Below are 19005 nucleotides of genomic sequence, written 5' to 3'. Positions count from 1 at the left end.
TCCTCCTCATTATTCGCTTAAGATATCTTGGATTTGCTTGTGGATGCGTAATAAATGCTGGATATCCTCTTCCGGCAATTGTTTAATCTTGTTCAGCTTTTGGACAAGTTCAGATTCATTTAAAATCGCCTGCTCCAATTTATCTTCGCCTTTTTCCGTCAGATGAATCGTAATGGCGCGGCGGTCATGAGGCGGATTACGGCGTTCGATATAACCGCTTTGCACGAGCCGGTCCACTACCCCGCTGACGGTACTATTCGTTAATTTTAGGATTTCTGCTAGTTCCACTAATCCCAGATTTGGACGCTGGGAAATTTTATACAAAGCCTTCAGCTGAACAACGGTTAATCCGTTCTTATCAGCATCTTTTTTCGAAACTTTAAAAAGAAGCTTGCTTATATCTGAAAATGAATTCAGAATCTCACTGTTATAGGCAGTCTTCATGTCCCCTCCTCCTTTTTAGGTATTATTTACTATACAAATATTTCGTATACGAAATAATTTGTGTTACCTATAATCGCACATATTCCTTTTTCCTGTCAATTGGTTTATCTATCCATTAATAAAAATTTAATATTTATAAACTAGCTCCAGTTACAATATTTAAAGGAATCTTCCTTTCGACGTTGAATTTCTTATTAACACATTCTAAGAACTAACACATAAGGGGGAACAAGATTGCAAATTGAACAATTAGAATTTATCGTTTCAGTTGCAAAATACCAATCCTTTTCGAAGACGGCTGAGAAACTTCATATCTCCCAATCGGCCATCAGCCAATCCGTCAAGAAGCTGGAAGACGAGATCGGCATCGAATTATTCCACCGGGTCCGGACAGGTGTCATTCCTACTGAAAAAGGGAAACAAATCATTGAATATGCCCAAGTTGTATTGGATAAATTCAGCCTGTTAAAAGATAAAATTTCCGACTTAAGATTCACGGAAAAAAGAGAACTAAAAATCGGCATTGTTACAGGGTTGTATCTCCCTTTCCTGCCAACCCTCCTGTCAGAACTAAAAAGTGAATTTCCAGAACTGATCATCAGTTTCACAGAAAAAAGCTCAATGGAAATTGCTGAATCGATCATCAACAAAGAGTTGGATATTGGGGTTATTCCCATCTATGAAAACACCTTAAAAAAGGAAGAAAAAATAGATTTTGAAGTTTTAATGGAAATCAAAATGCTGGTATATATGAGTAACGACTCACCGTTAGCCCAGCTTCCCTATGTCACACCAGAACATTTAGCAAATCAAACCTTTGTCGCCTTTAACGGAGAATTTACGAATTGGTACTATGAGAATTACATAAAACGAAATGGAAAAATAGAGGTCTTATTTACATCCAACAATAATGAAACAATCCGGGAAGCCATTAGAAAGGGGATTGCCATAACCATCGACACTGGAATGGAACTCATTAATAACCCTTTTGTTAAGAGTGGTGAAATTGTATCTCTACCTTTAGTAGAACCTTTAACAGTCAAAACCCATTTTGGATTTGCCAGGCTAAAGAATAAGACCAGTTTAACGCAGGAAAGGGTATTTACGAGGTTATTTACAGACCATTTAAATGCAATATATAAGGAAAGACAGACTGTCTAACTCCAAAAAAAGTCGGTGTTCTAGCAGAAATGAACACCGACTTTTATCTTATTCTCCATTCTCAAATAATAGTCTTTCCCGCTCTTCTCTGCTGATGTTGCTTCGATGGACATTTTTAAAATAAAAAGCAAGTATCGTCAAAATGATGATGGATAAAACAATCAACTCAGGAACCGTCAAACCTCCCAAAGGGTTTAAAGGTGTGTATAAGAAAAGGAAGAAAACAAGAGAAAGAATGGCTAACCATCCTACCGCCCCGCCGTATGCGACTCGATAAGGGCGGTTTAAATTCGGCTGTTTTTTCCTTAGCACCATAAAGGTGATGACGACCAATAACCAAGAACAAACCATCATAAAGCCAGAAACATTTACAATATTCATAAATATTTTTTGACTGGTCCCGAGGAACGCCCCTAAACTGCTTAAAATGAATAAGAACATGACGGCTTTGGCCGGTGTCTTATTGATCCTATGCAACTCTGAAAAGCCCTTTGAAATATATTTGGCCCTGCCGAGCGCAAACAATACCCTGCTTCCAGCTAGATAAGCGGCATTCCATGATGTTAACATCCCAATCAAAGCTGCAATCGCCACAAATATTTTGGCGGTTTGCGATCCATGAAACAGCTGGACCAATGATTCGAGAACGACAATTTGGGCGGTCTGGCGCATTTCCAAATTGGCTGAAAAGCCTGTCCCGATAATGATCAGAATATAGAATACAGCACTTGCCCAAACTGTAATGACGACCAGTCTGCCAATCATTTTTGGTTTTACATTGGTTTCTTCGGCTGCCTGGGCAACCACGTTAAATCCTGCTAAGAATCCCGGTACCATTAATAAGGTCAGGGAAATTCCTGATAAAGAGGATACCAATGGCTTGGCGTTGTCTATATCTCCTAGGCTGACACCGACGATGACATAAAAGACGGCTGCCAGCAGCATAACGGCAACTGTAATAGTTTGAAAAAATTTTGAGAATTCAACGCCTTTCATATTTAGATAGGCAAAGAAAAAGTTAAACAAAATGGAAATAATTACATAGGACGCATAAATTGTTTCTCCGCCAACACTGTATAATGCTCCTATTTTGGGCAATGGGAATCCGAGTGCACTAAGAATAATCGGCAGCATGATGGTCTCAACCACAATTAATGTAAGTAGCCCATATCCCACGCAGGCCCCCGCGAAAAAAGCCCAACGGTCACCTAACCCTTTAAATGTGTAAACGATGTCCCCGCCTGCCCTCGGCATCGCTGAAGCAAGCTCGGCATAGGCAAGCCCGACAAAGGAGCAAAGAATACCGCCAACCAAGAAGGCAATGACCCCTCCCATACTGCCCGGAACGGATGTCCAAACCCCGGCATACATAACCCACGTCCAACCAACCGCTGCCCCTACACCAATTGTTAACAAATCCCATTTTGATAATGACTTTTTTAACTGTGCATTTTGCTTCGAACCGGAGGTTACGAGTTCCTTTTTTTTCACTGCTTGCATGTATTCATCTCCCTACCGATAACTGCATCATTATGGCTAACACACTAGTAATTCTTCTCGAACAGCGGTGTTTTTGTCAGCGCTTTTTCCAGCGTTCCTGCTTCACACCAAATAATTTCAGGGGTGAGTCTCGCCTCTGTATGAAGGGCGTTTTTGATTCTTTCTTCAAGCCCAAGCAAATCTCGCTGGTTCAATTGATATCCGTATTCTACTTTCAACTTCAGTGGAGGCACAACCCGCGGCGGCGGATTATCAAGAACAATGCGGATTTCCCCCGTTACATATGGGATGAAATTAGCGATGACCTTTTTAATTGCGGAAGGATAGACATTGGCTCCCTTGATAATCAACATATCATCAGAGCGGCCTAATACCTTTACCCGTTTCCCTTTAAATCCGCAGCCCGGACACTCGTGCGTAAAGACCTGGATCACATCGCCTGTCGCAAAGCGAATTCTTGGCGATGCTTTTAGGTTAAATTCTGTTCCAATGATTTCACCGATTACCCCATCCTTGATTTCAATCGGGCGTTTCGTCTCCGGATCCACTAAATCAATCGGGAAAAGGCCTAAATCAGGGGCTACACAGTGGATACCGTAGTATTCATCAGAGTCACATGAGAACCCAAATTCCCCTAAGTAATCATAAACGCGGCATCCGTAAGCGGTTTCAATCCTCTTTTTCACCTCTGGTATTCCGATGCCCATCTCACCTACTGTAAATAATGCCTTTAAGCCCAGTTCACCGACTGTTTTTCCAATTAACCCAGGTGCTTTTTCAATTAAATGCTCGGCTAATGATGGCGTCATCATGGCAGCTTTAGGCTTGGTCATATCTGCATACTTTAAAATCATGCTGCTTCCGGCGCGGACATCAACATCGATCGGCAGCACCCCATGTGAACGAATCCCCCATAAAATGGATGATGTCGCATAAATTCCTAATGCATGGCTAAAGAGCAGCCTGTCACCGGAAAACACATCACCATATGCCAACATGTGAGCTATGTACCGATTTAAGAAATTCAAATCTTCCTTTGTAAACGTATAAGTGAAAGTAGGTTCACCTGATGTTCCACTTGTCGTCCCGGTAAATTCAATTTCATCCGGTGAACAGCATAAGTGCGTTCCGAAAGGATGGCCCCATTTTTCCCTTGCTTCTTTTTGATTCGCCCGTTCGAGTGCCTTATCCATAAACACTGGCAGCTTTCGGAAATCAGCAATGCTTCTGATGTCCTCAGGAACGACACCAATTTCATTAAATTTTCTGCGATAAAACTCGGAATTTCGGTAAACATAGCGGATTTGCTTTTGCAATAGGTGTTCTTGGTGCAATAAAATTTCTTCTTCCGTCATTGTGTTAAACATAGGATTTGTATACTTTACCTGCTTCGTTAAACTTTCAGTTAACTGCATAGCGTTTCCTCCTTTTGCTTTATTGGAATAATTTTCAAATTAACTTTCAATACACTTTTGACTATTTAGAATATTCTATATACAGTTTAAATCCTAATTTATCCCTAGTAAAATATTGATTTTTAATTCATGTATAAGTATTGCTTATACCTAAAAAGAAGGATTTTCCGTTTGTACAGCCAATAATAGTAATAGGCAAAATTATTGAGTTAATAATATCCAAGGTGGTGACATAGTTTGCAAATCGAGCAGTTGGAATACATTGTCTCGGTCATGGAATTACGGTCTTTTTCAAAAGCTGGCCAAGCACTTCATATTTCCCAGTCTGCCATCAGCCAGTCCATCACAAAACTGGAGAATGAATTAGGGGTTAAACTATTTAAGAGGCAGCATAATGGGGTGAAACCAACAGAAGCAGGAAAACAATTAGTTACCATTGCTATGGACGTCCTACAAAATTTAAATAGATTGCAAGTGGAAGCTGAGAAATACAAAATAGCTGCAAAGAGCCGGTTAACAATCGGAATTGTGTCCGGGCTGCATTTGCCGATTCTGCCAAAGCTGCTTGCTGACATCAAACAGGAATTTCCCCAGCAGGAAATCGCTCTAGTTGAAAAAAGTTCTCTGCACATCACGGAATCTATCATCAAAAAGGAAATAGATTTAGGGATTCTTGTGATCTATGAGGATACATTAAAATATAGAAACAGTATCACGTTCACAAAGTTGTCTCCCATTCATTTTTTTGTATTAGTCGACCCGTCCTCTCCTTTGGTTCATTTTGCATTTTTAGAACCTAAAGATATAACGGACCAAACATTTGTTATGTTTAATGGCGAGTATATGAACTGGTTTTTTAAAATTTTCAATCAGCAGCACGGGCCGCTTAAATTGTTATTTACTACTAACAATAACGAGAACATTTCCGAGGCAGTCCGGAACGGGCTGGCAATCGCAATAGAAACAGAGTCAGAGGCTCGGACCAATCCCTTTGTCAAAAGCGGAGAGATTTTAGCGATTCCTTTAATCGAGGATGTAAATAAAAATAGTTTCCTAGGGATGGCCACATTAAAGAATAAAGCTTTTTCTATAGAAAACCAAAAAACGATGAAATATTTTGAACGGGAGATATCCGGTTTATACAATAATTAAACGACTTTTATCCCTTCTAAACTTTAAGGAATTAGAAAATCCCAAAACAGAAGAGCATTCTTCTATTTTGAGATTTCAATAAATGATTATTTCATTTTCGGGTCTAAGGCGTCCCGAAGCCCGTCACCAAACATATTAAAACCAAGGACAACAAGCATGATGGCGAAGCCCGGGAACAACAAGGTCCAAGGAGCATTCGTGATAAATTGTCTGGAATCGGCCAGCATCTTTCCCCATTCTGGTTCGCCTGGCTGAGCCCCCAGTCCCAAAAAGCCTAACGCTGCTGCTTCTAAAATGGCAGTGGCAATGCCTAATGTGCCTTGTACAATGATTGGCGTAATCGAGTTAGGAAGTACATGCTGAAACAGCAGACGTCTATCGGACATGCCAGTAATTTTTGCGGCAGCGATGTATTCTTCTTCCTTTACACTTAACACCCGCGACCTAATCAATCGGCCGTACGTAGGAATATTAATAATCGCGATGGCCACCAGCGCATTAAAGAGACTCGGGCCTAAGATCGCGACAATCGCAATGGCAAGTAGAATACTAGGAAACGCCAGCATGATATCAAAAAATCGTGAAATGATGGTATCTAGCCACTTCCCGTAATAACCGGCAATCAAGCCGAGTAAAGAGCCCACGATGATCGAACCAATGACAGAAAAGAAGCCGATCCATAATGAAATTCTTGCGCCATAAATAATCCGCGTATAAATGTCCCTGCCCTGGTCATCCGTGCCAAACCAATGGTCTGCATTGGGAGATATCAAGGTTTTCTGCGGATTAAATCCATCGTAGGGCTGCGACGTAAGAACAGGGGCCAATATGCCCATCAAGATAAAGACGACGACAATTCCTAACCCAATCATGGCGGGACGCTGCTTTTTCAGCTTTTTCCAAGCTTCCAGCCACAATGATTTTTTAGTAGATTTATTGAAGGTAGGTTTATTAGCTACCGGTTGTAAGACTGTTTTCAAATTCCTCCCTCCTTAACGGTAATTAATTCGCGGATCTAAAAGTGAATAGAGGATATCGACGATTAAATTGACAAACACAAATATGGTGGCAATGATTAAAATTCCTGTTTGGATGACAGGGTAATCGCGAGAACCAATCGCATCATAAATGTAGCGGCCCACACCCGGCCAGCCGAAAATGGTTTCCGTCAGAACGGCGCCACCTAACAATAATCCTGTCAGCATGCCGATGATTGTTAAAATTGGTGCAAAAGCATTTTTTAAAGCATGTTTATAAAGCACCCAGAATCCCGACAGTCCTTTGGCACGTGCGGTCCGGACATAATCCAGCTCCAACACTTCAAGCATGCTTGACCTGGTAATCCTTGCAATAACCGCCATTGGAATGGTTCCCAAAGCAATACTCGGTAAAATTAAATGCTTAAATACATCCCAAAACCCTGCCCAATTTCCTTGTATCAACGTATCAAATAAAAGGAGGCCTGTAATCGCTTCAACCGGTTCTCTTGCATTCATTCGTCCGGTTGAGGGCAGCCAGCTTAGTTTCTCAGCAAAAATCCACTGTTCCATAAGGCCTAGCCAGAAGACCGGTATCGATACTCCCATTAAAGCGATTAACATCGCCGTATAATCAAACCAGGATGCTCTCCTCCAGGCCGCGATAATTCCGGCATTTACCCCGATGATGATCGCAATCAGCATACTCATGATCATTAATTCAATGGTTGCCGTTAAATACGGCATGATTTCTTCTTGGATCGGCTTTTTTGTTTTTAATGAAGTGCCAAAATCTCCCGTCACAATATCCGAAACATAGGAGAAATATTGAGTGGTAAGAGGTTTGTTCAATCCCATTTCCTCTCTCAGGTCCTTGACGGCATCCGGTGTCGCCTGATCGCCAAGTATAACGGTCGCTGGGTCCCCCGGGATGGCGTGGATGATAGAAAAAACAATGATCGACATTCCAATCAAAACTGGAAATAATTGCAATATACGGCGGGTAAAATAGTTAGACAAGCTTCCCTGCACCTCCTTTGCCGTTATTTATAATGATGGCAGGCAACATAGTGTCCATCACCTGCGTATCGTAATTCTGGCGTAACAGTTTCGCACTCAGCCATTTTGACAAAGCAGCGTGGATGAAACGGACATCCCTTCGGCGGATTGATTGGATTTGGCAAATCACCTTTGAGTACAATCCGCTCCCGTTTCTTTTCATGGTTGATGCTTGGTGCGGCTGAAAATAATGCTTGTGTATAGGGATGCAGGGGATTTTCGTATATGCTTTTCTTGCTGCACTGTTCCACCATTTTCCCTAAATACATCACGCCAATTCTGTCGCTAATATGCTTCACAACACTTAAATCATGGGAAATAAATAAATATGTTAAGCCGAAATCGCGTTGCAATTGTCTTAATAAATTCAGTACCTGCGATTGGATTGAAACGTCCAGGGCCGAGACGGCTTCATCAGCAATGATTAGTTTCGGATTCAAAGAAAGCGCCTTAGCAATCCCGATCCGCTGCCTTTGTCCCCCGGAAAATTCATGCGGGTATCTAGAAGCATGGTAGGCACTTAACCCGACTACCTCCAATAGCTCATGTACCCTTCTTTTTCGCTGTTCTGGACTAAAATCCGTATTGACAATCATTGGTTCTTCAATTAAATCACCAGCGGTTTTTCGAGGATTGAGTGATGCGTATGGGTCCTGAAATATCAACTGAATATCTCGGTAAACCGGTCTCATTTCCTTATGAGGAAGTTTAGAAATCTCTTTTCCTTGAAACAAAATTTCCCCGTCCGTCGAATTAATTAACCGCAAAATCGCTTTACCGGTCGTCGATTTGCCGCAGCCCGATTCCCCCACCAAACCAAATGTTTCATTTTCGAAGATATGAAAATTCACCCCATCGATAGCCTTTACAACATTCGTGTTCCTTCCGAAAAAGCCGCTTTTGATAGGGAAATGTACTTTTAAATCCTTAACTTCAAGTAACGGTGACGGCATGTTTAACCTCCTTTGCCAAAAAACAGCGGGATTTTTGGCCTGGATCAATCTCATAAAGTTCAGGCTCTGCATTTAAACATTCTTCCATCGCAAATTTACATCGAGAGGCAAATTTACACCCCTCCGGCATTTCCGACGGAATGGGGACATTTCCCGGGATGGTTTCGAGCCACTCGACCTCTTCTTCGAGGGTCGGGATGGATTCGATTAATCCTTTTGTATAAGGATGAGACGGTGAAGAAAATATGGTTTTTACATCTGCTTCTTCGACAACCCTGCCCGCATACATGACAATGACCCGGTCACATACTTCTGAAACGACGCCAAGGTCATGGGTAATCATCATGATGGAGGTATTGCTTTTCTTCTTCATTTGTTGAATCAATTCCAAAATTTGCGCTTGAATCGTCACATCGAGTGCCGTTGTCGGTTCGTCCGCAATAATCAGTCTAGGATTGCAGGCAAGGGCCATCGCAATCATGACGCGTTGCCGCATCCCGCCGGATAACCGATGAGGATAGTCCTTCACAATCTTCTCAGCCCGGGGAATGCCAACTTGAGTTAGCAGCTCAATGCTTCTTTCTTCCGCTTCTTTTCTATTTAATTTCATATGGAGTCTAAGGGCTTCTCCAATTTGATTGCCAATTGTGTAGCTGGGGTTTAGGCTTGTCATCGGTTCTTGGAAGATCATCGCAATTTCATTGCCGCGAATCTTGCGCATCTTCTTATCAGTCAATTTGGTGAGCTCAACATCTTCAAATCGGATGCTGCCTTCGACAATTTTGCCTTTTCTGGGTGGCAGTAATTGCATGATGGAGAGGGCGGTAACACTTTTTCCTGAACCCGACTCTCCCACTATGCCAAGCGTTTCGCCCTCGTTAACGGTGAAACTGACACCGTCAACGGAGCGAACCACGCCATTATCTGTAAAAAAGTGCGTTTTCAAGTTTTGAACAGAAAGCAACGGCTCCATTCTTTCCCTCCTGTTATGAATAGATTGTAAGTTTATTACTTTTCTATATAAACCTCAGCTAAACTTTCATAACCAATCGCATGAGGAACATATCCCTTTACGTACCCAGCACCAGCCAGCGGTGTTTCCACATATGCAAGCGGAATGGTTGGGGCATCTTCATATACGAGATCCTGAACCTCTTTATATAACTTTGTACGCTCTTCTTTATCAATCGTTGTCTGTGCGGTTCTTAGTAATTGATCCACTTTTTCATTCTTATAAGCGGAGCGGTTTTGAACCGACTCAGAACTTAACATGGTAAACAGAAAGTTGTCAGGGTCGCCATTTTCACTAATCCGGCCGATTCCGGCAAAGGCATATTCACCTTTTACTAATTTTGATAAATAAGTGGCCCATTCATAGTTGACAATTTTTACTGTAATCCCCACCTTCGCCAAGTCGGACTTAATCGCTTCCGCTACCTTTGTAGGTTGTGGGAAATAGGACCTATCGGTTGACATAATCGAAAATTCTGTTTCAAATCCACTAGCAAAGCCTGCTTCTGCAAGCAGCGCTTTCGCCTTTTCCGGATTATACTCATAGCCCTTTACATCATCGTTATATCCCCAAATAAATGGAGGAATCATATTTTTTGCAGGCTTGGCTACCGGGCCGTAGAAAGTATCGATGATTCCTTTCTTATTGATGGCATAGTTAATCGCTTGCCGGACTTTAACATTATCAAAAGGTGATTTTGCCAGATTAAACGTTAAATAGCCAAGGCTTCCTGCTGGGCGTTTAAAGATCTGCAGGCTGTCATTTTTTTCTATTGAAGATAAATCGCTTTGGTTGATTCCGTCCATTAAATCAATTTCGCCATTCTTTAATGCCGTCAATCTAGAGGAATTATCAGGAATTACTTTAAACATTAATTTATCAAGCTTAGGGAGACCGGCAACCCAGTACTTATCATTTTTTTCAAGCGTGACGGAGTCATTGGGCTTCCATTCTACAAATTTGAAGGGACCTGTTCCGACAGGATGGTCTTTAATATTATCCCCGTACTCCTTTAATGCAGCAGGACTAATGATGCCAAAAGTGGTGATTCCCAGGTTCGGCAAAAATGTAGCATTCGGCGCAGTCAAGATAAATTCGACGGTATGTTCATCCGGCGCTTTGACTTCTTGTATGACTCCTTTGAAGGTTCTGTTAAAAATAGAGAAATCACCTTTGTGCTGCGGATGAGAATCGTCCATCATCCGTTGAAAGTTATAAACAACCGCCTCTGCGTTAAAATCAGTTCCATCATGAAATTTCACATTTTCCTGTAATTTAAAGATCCAAACCTTTCCATCATCGCTAACGGTCCATTCCTTGGCTAATTTTGGAACAACTTCTGTTCCGTCCTTTTTATAATCAATCAGCGTTTCAAAAATATTTTTAGATATTCTAGAAGACTCAGCATCAATTAAATTATGAGGATCCAGAGTAACCGTGTCCGTTGCCCTGCCGTAAATTAATGTGCCTCCAGAAGTATCTCCTTTTTCTTTGCTCTTATTAGCCGTTGATTTATTTCCGCTACACCCGGCGATCACCAAGACAGCCAAAATCGTGAAGACCATGAATATTTTTTTCATTTTTTTCACTCTCTTATCCCTCCACCATTTTGTGCTGTAACTGATTTAAATTGGGTCTTCTATCTTTCCATGGCTGAGCTTCTTCAAGCTGGCCAGCTAACTGGAATAATGTAGCCTCATCTGCAAACCTTGCGGCAAATTGCATTCCAATCGGCAGTCCTTCCCTGCTCCAGCCTAGCGGCAGACTGATGGCCGGTTGTCCTGTGGTGTTGAACAGATTGGTAAATGGAGAGTAGGCCATCATTCTTTCAATCCATTTCTCCGCATCAAGACTGGGATCATTTGCATTGAGTTTGCCAATTGGCCAAGGCAACTGTGCAATTGCCGGCGTAAGTAGTAGGTCAAATTCCGTAAAGAATTGGCCGACTGTCCTTGATACAGAATTATTAATCTCAAATGCTTCCAATAAATCATAGGCTGTCATATTTTGGCCGTACTGGTATATAGCCCAGTTAGAGGCTTCAAGGTTTTTGGTCGAAGGAATTCGATTTAAACCTGCTTTAATTTTTTCCATGCTATGGCCCAGATTGGCTGACCAAATTCGCAGCGTAGCTAGAAGCTGCTGTTCCGGATTAATCACTGGTGAAGCTTCTACAAGCTCGTGCCCTAGGTCTTCACATAATTGAATCGTTTTATATAAGGCCTGCTTGCATTCTTCGTCGACTGGCGCATGGTTCCAAGGTTTATCAGTCCATGCAATCCGAAACTTTTTTGTCCTCTTCTTCATTTCATTTAGATAAAGAAAATCTGGTTTCTCCATCCAGTTTCGGGCACCAGGATCTGCTCCCCCTATCGAATCCAGCAATGCAGCAGCATCCCTTACTGTGCGGGTCACGGCAAATTCATTTCCCATTCCATTTAAAATCTCTGGTCGATGAGGACCATTTGGGATTCGGCCCCTGGTTGGCTTTAAACCGACTAATCCATTCACTGCGGCAGGCTGCCGGATGGAACCTGCCCCATCATTAGCATGGGCGATAGGGACAATTCCTGCCGCGACAGCTGCACAAGCTCCTCCGCTCGAACCCCCTGAACTTAAATTTGGATCCCATGGATTTCGAGTTGGTCCGTATAATACCGATTCTGTGGAAAAATTAAACGCAAATTCTGGAGTCGTTGAGGTTCCTACGGTGACAAGACCCGCCTTGCGAAACCTTGCCATCAAATTGGTGTCTTGTGGAGTGCTCATTCCTTGACCAAACCTGCTTCCAAGCTGGACTGGAATCCCTTTTGCTTGCGCACTAGATTCTTTAATAAGAAATGGCACACCAGTGAACGGTCCATCTGGAAGACCTGCTTCGATTTCTTGGTTCGATTCCTTTGGAAGGACACTTACGACAGCATTGATTACGGGGTTTAGTTTCTCAATCCCCTCAAATGCTGCTTGCACCAATTCCTTGGAGGAGACCTCCCCTGCTTTTACCAAGGACGCCAAATCGGTTGCATCAAATTTCGAGTATTCATTAAAATTCATAGAACTTGTCACCTCATTTTTTTAATGCGCAGAGTTCATTATTTGGGAATCAAAAATAATCCCTTTTTCGCTTAGCCGTTTGATTTCTATATCGTCAAGACCAAGTATGGATTGTAAAATTTGGTGGTTGTGTTCTCCTAACTGCGGTTCAATTGGTGTATCCCCGTTTTTTAGGCCGATTTCTTTCTCGAAGAATTTTATCGGCAGGTTCGGCAGCTTCACTTTCCCGAGTACTGGATGCTTCACATCGATGACCATATTTCTTCCTATTAAATGAGGGTCATTTATTAAGTCCTTTCCGTTTTTGACTTCTCCGGCAGGGATATGCAAATCAGCTAAAAATCTAAGCACTTGATCGGCCGTTCTATTTTTTGCCCAATCAGCAAAAATTTCGTTTAAGTAATCCAGGCTGGCTGCTCGTTTCTCCATGGAAGGAATGTCGTCCCCCTCGAATTCCTTGACAATGTCTTCTCGTCCGATCCCTTGATAGACCTTTGTAAAACGATCATTTCCGGAAGCACAAACAATTACCCATTGATTATCGCTTGTTTTAAAGGCTTCCCATGGAGCCCCGAGTGGGTCTTTGTTTCCGCGGGCCATTAATGGCTCACCTGTCATGCTGGTTCGAATTACCGTCTCTTCGAGGACAGAGAATACACTGTCCATCATACTGACTTCAAGTCGCTGGCCCTTTCCCGTCTTATTCCTTTCGATGATGGCACTTAAAATCCCGACCGTTAAATAAATACCAGACAATGAATCTGCCACTGCAGGCCCCGTCTTTAAAGGCTTTCCTCCCTCTAGGCCGTTTTGGCTCATCAACCCGCCCATTGCTTGGGCGATCCCGTCAATGCACGGAAGATGTGAATACGGCCCATCACTGCCAAATCCATTTAATGAAGCATAGATGATTTTGGGATTCACTTCTTTAACGGCTTCATAGCCAATCCCAAGTTTGTCGACGGTTCCGGCTACGAAATTTTCCACAATGACATCAAATTCTTTAGCTAACTCTAGAAATATCTTCTTTCCTTCGTCACTCTTCATATTGAGGGAAATTGATTTTTTCCCTCGATTAAGCATGTAGAAGTAACCGCTTACACTATCTTTAAAAGGAGGGATCGACCTAGAGCGGTCACCAGCTCCAGGTCTTTCTACCTTAACCACTTCGGCCCCTAAATCCTGCAGCATCAGCGTTGCATATGGGGCAGAAAATACCCAGCTAAGGTCCAATACTTTAATCCCGTCTAATGGTTTTGTCATCTCTTCATCGGCTCTCTTTCGTTATTTCTCAATCGTGACTTGATACATATTTTCTGCTCCTGTTGGATGAGGGAAGTATCCCTTCACGTAACTAGCCGTAACAACAGGCTCCTTTACTTCTACAAGCGGTACGGACGGAGCATCTTCATGGACAAGTTCCTGAACCTTTTTGTAAATCTTAGCTCGTTCGTTTTGGTCCATCACAGATTTTGCCTGCATCAAGAGATCGCTCACTTCATCATTCTGATAGAAGGTATGGTTTTGGGCTGCGCCCTTAACGGCATTATTTTTGCTCAGCATCGAATATAAGAAATTATCCGGATCACCATTGTCGCCAACCCAGCCAATCATTCCAATCATATGTTCACCCTTTCGAAGCTGGTCAATATACGCGGCCCATTCAAGGGAAACAACCTTTACTTTAATCCCTGCTTTTTCAAGACTTGTTTTCATCGCCTCGACCATTTTTACAGGTTGCTGCATGTAAATACGGGAATTGGATGTGACGGAAAACTGCAGCTCGAAGCCATTTGGATAGCCTGCTTCCGCTAACAGCTGCTTTGCTTTATCCACATCGTATTCGTAATCCTTCACATCATTGTTATAAGCCCAGCTTTCAGAAGGCAGCATGTTCTTAACTGGGGATGCTAGGCCATAATAAAAGGCATCGGCAATTCCCTTCTTGTCGATCGCGTAGTTAATCGCTTGACGAACCTTTGGATTATTAAGCGGCTCTTTCGTATTATTGATCGACAGGTAGCCAACATTTAACGGCGGACGAAGGGTAATTTGGAGGTTTTTATCCTCTTTTACCGAACTTAAATCTGATGGATTCAAACTAACCATGATATCGATTTCGCCATTCTTTAAAGCTGTTAATCTTGCAGAGTTATCAGGAATTACCTTATAAATCAATTTATCCAGCTTCGGCAAACCCTTTTTCCAATAGTTCTCGTTTTTCACAAGGGTAACTGAATCATTTCTTGTCCAAGATTCAAATTTAAACGGTCCTGTGCCGACTGGATTTTCATTGATTTTAGCACCATATTTTTTAATCGCTTCCGGGCTGATGATGCCAAACGCATGCATCCCAAGATTCGCTAAGAAGTTTGCCTGCGGTTTTGCCAGTGTAAATTGAACTGTGTTTTGATCAATAGCCTTCACTTCTTCAATCACACTTCCATCGCCTTTAAAGCCGTTAAACATACCGCGGTATACCGAGAATGTTCCATCAAACCGCGCAGGATTAGTTTTATCCATCATTCTTTCAAAGTTAAAGACAACTGCTTCAGCATTAAAATCTGTCCCATCTTGGAACTTAACACCCTCCTGCAATTTAAACGTCCAAACTTTCCCATCATCAGAAGTAGTCCATTCCTTCGCTAATGCCGGCACCACATCCGTTGTTTTTTGATCGTACTCAACCAAGGTTTCATAGACGTTTTTCGTTACCCGCCATGTTTCGATTTCATTGGCGTTCTGAGGATCCATGGAATAGCTATCTGCCCCTCTGCCAAAAATCAATACTTGTTCTTCCTGTTTTTTGCTGTTATTGGTTCCTTCTTTTTTCTTAGATGTTGTGCTGCTACAAGCTGAAACCAAAAGGGAAAGTATCAAAACAAAGGTTACTAATCCTAATTTTCTTTTTCTCATTTTCTTGCCCCCAATAGATAAAGTAGGTTACAGCAAAACAGCTTCCAGCTTACAATTTCGCTTTGGCACCTTCTAGGAATTCTTCAATTTGTTCCTTCGTTTTTGAATCGTTGCCAATGAATTCCGCAAGTGTCCGCCCACTTTTGTAAGCTACTAAACTCGGAATCCCCATAACCCCAGCTTCAGCGCAAATGTCTTTTCGAGCATCTGAGTCAACTTTATAAAAAGAAAACTCTTCACGATTGTTTTCAATAATCTCATCGATAAACGTATCAATGAACCGGCAATCCGGGCACCAGTCTGCTGAAAACAGCATGACAGCCGCTTTTTCTCCATTTTTTAGCTCCTCATACTGTTCTAGATTTTTAATGTTTTCCATATCCATTCTCCTTTACATGTTTTTATTTAAAACGGGTGCTTTCAAGCCTAAATTGAATACCTTATTGGCGTTTTTCCAATAGAATTTCTCTCTGACAGAGTCCTTTAGTGGCCAGGCTTCGATTTCACTAATGACATCTTTGATTGGCATACCGAGTGTCAGCCAATCACTGCCGAAAACAATTTTGTCCTGAATTAAGGAGTTTGCATAATACATGAACATGTCCCACCCTGTATTTGACTCAGCAATGTATTTCGGCCTAAATGCGGAGGTATCAACATAAAGATTTTCATATTTTAATAACATTGCGATTAAATCTGGCACCCATGGCCAGCCACCGTGCCCGGCAATGATTTTTAAATTTTTGAAATCCATCAGCGGCGCTTCAAGATTGGACGGATGATCAAGAAAAACAGAAGTTTGCCGGTAATAATTAATCGAACAGTGAATCCATATCGGGATATTCAGTTCATCACAAAGGGCGTATAACGGATAATATTTCCGGTCATCAGCCTTTACCCCATGCTCATATGGAGGTATCACAACCGCCTTATACCCTTGTTCGGTTAAGGCTTTGCGGACTGTTTTCAAACTTTCAGTTCCCTTATGAGGGTTGAAGCCGGCAAAGCCAATAAAACGACCAGGATGTTTCTTTAATATTTCTGCCACATAGTCATGGTCGGCTGGCGGCTCGGACCCGTCTCGTCCGTAATCCATATTGTGAATGGCATGGTAAACCACCCCTGACTCACTAAGCATGTTAAGAAATTTGTCCATTGAGAATTCTTCTTCAAGCTTGGCATAGACGTCCCGCATGACGGCGTCAACAGATTGCTGCTGGGCTTTTTGGAAAAATTCCTCTTTTGACATCCCTGCAAGCTGCGCCCACTTTTTCCCGAACAACAAGCGGTATTCGGTATTATTGGGGTCGATTTCCTTAGGCTCTTCAAAAATAAATTCAGGCAGTGTATTTGAACAATCAATAAACAATTTCTAGTTACCTCCTAGTTCTCTAGTAATTTTTTTCAAAAAGCGGTGTTTTGGTTAACGATTTCTCCAGTGTTCCAGGTTCACACCAAATGATTTCCGGCGTCAGCCTTGCCTCCGTATGAAGGGCATTCTTAATCCTTGCTTCTAATTCAGGTAATTTTGTTCTGACAAATGCCGAGTTATACTCGAGTTTGATTTGCAGCGGCGGTACCACCCTTGGCGGCGGATTGTTCAGAACAATTCTTAGTTCTCCTGTAATATCCGGAACAAACGTAGAAATGACTTTTTTAATCGCCGAAGGATAGACATTTGCTCCTTTCACGATGAGCATATCATCGGCACGGCCTACGAACTTGATTCTTCTCCCTTTAAACCCGCAGCCCGGACATTCACTGGTGAACACCTGAATCACGTCTCCAGTTGCATAACGCACTCTTGGAAGCCCTTTCAAATTTAACTCTGTTGTCACCCGTTCACCAATCACTCCGTCATAGATCTCTAGTGGCTGCTTTGTTTCCGGATCGACTAAATCATTCGGGAACAAGTTTAAATCTGGTGCTACACAGTGGATGCCATGATATTCATCAGAATCGCAGGAAAAACCTAGTTCTCCTAAATAATCATAGATTCGGCATCCATATGCCTCTTCAATTCTTTTCTTCACCTCAGGTACGCCCACGCCAATTTCTCCGACTGTAAAAATCGCCTGTAGGCCAAGGTCTCGTACATTCCATCCTTGCTCTTCCGCCCGACTAATTAAATGCTCAGCCAAAGACGGGGTCATCATGGCACCAGATGGCTTTGTCATCATCGCATATTGCAAGATCGTCTTGCTCCCTGCTCTTACGTCCACGTCAATCGGCAATACCCCCTGAGAACGGACCCCAAATAAAATGGAAGAAGTTGCGTAAATACCTAAAGAGTGACTGAATAACAATCTCTCACCAGCATGGATGCCTCCATATTCGAGCATGTGCCGGATATAGCGGTTTAAAAACTCAATGTCTTTCTCAGTGAAGCTATAAGTAAAGGTTGGAACTCCAGATGTTCCGCTTGTGGTACCGGTAAAGACAATGTCATCCGGTGAACTGCATAAATGCATCCCAAACGGGTGGCCGAACCGCTCCATGGATTCCTGCTGGCTGATTCTTTCGGAAGCCTTATTCATGAAAAGCGGCAGATTCTGATAGTCTGAAAATGTACGAATATCTTCTGGTGAAGCACCGGCCTCGATGAATTTTCTTCGATAATATTCCGAATTTCGGTACACATATTTTAATTGCTTCCTAAGTAAATCCTCTTGATACGTCTTTATTTCTTCTTCTGTCATATTGTTAAAAATAGGATTTGTGTACGTTACCTCACTTGCTTTCACTTTTGTGAGCATCATTTCACTCCCCTGCCATATTGTGTCAAATTTGGTACGCATTTTTTGTATTTTCAAATCATTCTGTATATTTTGATTATAATGGGATAATAGACTGGTGAGAAATATGAGTATTTAATAGGGGGTATAAGCAGCGCTTATAAGGGGGGGACAATCAAAATAAAAAGTAAAGCATTTATGAAAAAAAGTGGCGACGATCTCTAACGGGTTCCGCTTCCTGTCGCAAAACCCGAAAATGCAATCGAAAATGTAGCCCAATTTTGACTGCAATTTGTTTCTGTTTTTGCAATTCATAATAAAATGGCTCAGTTCACTACACTGAGCCATTTTAAGTTGCCTGAATACTACTCGATAAAAAGATGCTAATACCCTCATCTGGGTCCGTGAGGGTCCGCTCTTATCGGTTGGGGGGCAGGTCAAGCACCGAGTTTGATAAATAAGCGGAGAAATTTCTCTTATTTAGGAAATAGCACCGAAAATAGCCTAAATAGACGGAAAGATTCCGACTAATGAATCAAAAAACGTGAAAATGGGTAATTTTTCTTTGCTTACTCGGAAAACCTCCGCTTATATCCCCCGAACCCAGCTCTATTCTACTGTTTAACC

General features: G+C 42.2%; 16 protein-coding genes. 2 read left to right on the top strand and 14 right to left on the bottom strand.

Features of this window, described 5'->3' with window-relative positions:
* Positions 1–9 precede the first annotated feature (9 nt).
* Complete coding sequence (locus tag ACNQGS_RS19105) at positions 10–444, bottom strand: MarR family winged helix-turn-helix transcriptional regulator (RefSeq protein WP_491488734.1); 435 nt, start codon at positions 442–444, stop codon at positions 10–12.
* Between the two features lie 234 nt (positions 445–678).
* Between ACNQGS_RS19105 and ACNQGS_RS19100 the strand changes: the two genes are divergently transcribed.
* On the top strand, positions 679–1605 hold the full coding sequence (locus ACNQGS_RS19100) for a LysR family transcriptional regulator (protein ID WP_491488733.1): 927 nt from the start codon (positions 679–681) through the stop codon (positions 1603–1605).
* Positions 1606–1653: 48 nt separating this feature from the next.
* Here ACNQGS_RS19100 and ACNQGS_RS19095 read toward each other — a convergent pair whose 3' ends face one another.
* A complete protein-coding gene (locus ACNQGS_RS19095; RefSeq protein WP_491488732.1) occupies positions 1654–3105 on the bottom strand; it encodes an APC family permease in 1452 nt (483 codons plus the stop codon).
* Between the two features lie 44 nt (positions 3106–3149).
* Positions 3150–4520, bottom strand: a complete 1371-nt coding sequence (locus ACNQGS_RS19090) for a phenylacetate--CoA ligase family protein (RefSeq protein WP_491488731.1) — start codon at positions 4518–4520, stop codon at positions 3150–3152.
* Positions 4521–4757: 237 nt separating this feature from the next.
* On the opposite strand from ACNQGS_RS19090, the gene ACNQGS_RS19085 reads away from it, so the two are divergent.
* Positions 4758–5672, top strand: coding sequence for a LysR family transcriptional regulator (locus ACNQGS_RS19085; RefSeq protein WP_491488730.1), 915 nt, complete (start codon positions 4758–4760; stop codon positions 5670–5672).
* Between the two features lie 86 nt (positions 5673–5758).
* Here the strand turns inward: ACNQGS_RS19085 and ACNQGS_RS19080 are convergent, their stop codons facing one another.
* From ACNQGS_RS19080 to ACNQGS_RS19030, 11 genes are read right to left on the bottom strand one after another with little or no spacing between them, the layout of a single operon-like run.
* Complete coding sequence (locus ACNQGS_RS19080; protein WP_491488729.1) at positions 5759–6652, bottom strand: ABC transporter permease; 894 nt, start codon at positions 6650–6652, stop codon at positions 5759–5761.
* Positions 6653–6664: 12 nt separating this feature from the next.
* Complete coding sequence (locus ACNQGS_RS19075; protein WP_491488728.1) at positions 6665–7669, bottom strand: ABC transporter permease; 1005 nt, start codon at positions 7667–7669, stop codon at positions 6665–6667.
* A 23-nt stretch (positions 7670–7692) separates the two neighbouring features.
* Positions 7693–8661, bottom strand: a complete 969-nt coding sequence (locus ACNQGS_RS19070) for an ABC transporter ATP-binding protein (protein WP_491488727.1) — start codon at positions 8659–8661, stop codon at positions 7693–7695.
* Positions 8642–9634 carry an ABC transporter ATP-binding protein gene (locus ACNQGS_RS19065; protein WP_217036087.1) on the bottom strand — a complete coding sequence of 331 codons (993 nt, stop codon included), beginning with the start codon at positions 9632–9634 and terminating at the stop codon, positions 8642–8644. The genes ACNQGS_RS19070 and ACNQGS_RS19065 overlap by 20 nt, the downstream gene beginning before the upstream one ends.
* 35 nt (positions 9635–9669) lie before the next feature.
* The gene (locus ACNQGS_RS19060) at positions 9670–11253 is read right to left on the bottom strand and encodes an ABC transporter substrate-binding protein (protein WP_491488782.1); all 1584 of its coding nucleotides are present in this window, start codon (positions 11251–11253) and stop codon (positions 9670–9672) included.
* Between the two features lie 13 nt (positions 11254–11266).
* Positions 11267–12727 (bottom strand): amidase, encoded by a 1461-nt coding sequence (locus ACNQGS_RS19055; protein WP_491488726.1) that lies wholly within the window; start codon positions 12725–12727, stop codon positions 11267–11269.
* 21 nt (positions 12728–12748) lie between these two features.
* Entirely contained in the window at positions 12749–13990 is a 1242-nt protein-coding gene (locus ACNQGS_RS19050) for a CaiB/BaiF CoA transferase family protein (protein ID WP_491488725.1), read from the bottom strand.
* Between the two features lie 21 nt (positions 13991–14011).
* A complete protein-coding gene (locus ACNQGS_RS19045; RefSeq protein ID WP_491488724.1) occupies positions 14012–15643 on the bottom strand; it encodes an ABC transporter substrate-binding protein in 1632 nt (543 codons plus the stop codon).
* A 49-nt stretch (positions 15644–15692) separates the two neighbouring features.
* Complete coding sequence (locus ACNQGS_RS19040; RefSeq protein ID WP_491488723.1) at positions 15693–16022, bottom strand: thioredoxin family protein; 330 nt, start codon at positions 16020–16022, stop codon at positions 15693–15695.
* Between the two features lie 12 nt (positions 16023–16034).
* Positions 16035–17012 (bottom strand): amidohydrolase family protein, encoded by a 978-nt coding sequence (locus ACNQGS_RS19035; RefSeq protein ID WP_491488722.1) that lies wholly within the window; start codon positions 17010–17012, stop codon positions 16035–16037.
* Between the two features lie 22 nt (positions 17013–17034).
* Positions 17035–18399 carry a phenylacetate--CoA ligase family protein gene (locus ACNQGS_RS19030; protein WP_491488721.1) on the bottom strand — a complete coding sequence of 455 codons (1365 nt, stop codon included), beginning with the start codon at positions 18397–18399 and terminating at the stop codon, positions 17035–17037.
* Positions 18400–19005: the final 606 nt, after the last annotated feature.

This window comes from Neobacillus sp. PVCKKU3 (genome assembly GCF_058323225.1).
The sequence above is the reverse complement of the archived record's forward strand: the minus strand, read 5'-3'. Positions and strand labels throughout refer to the sequence as shown.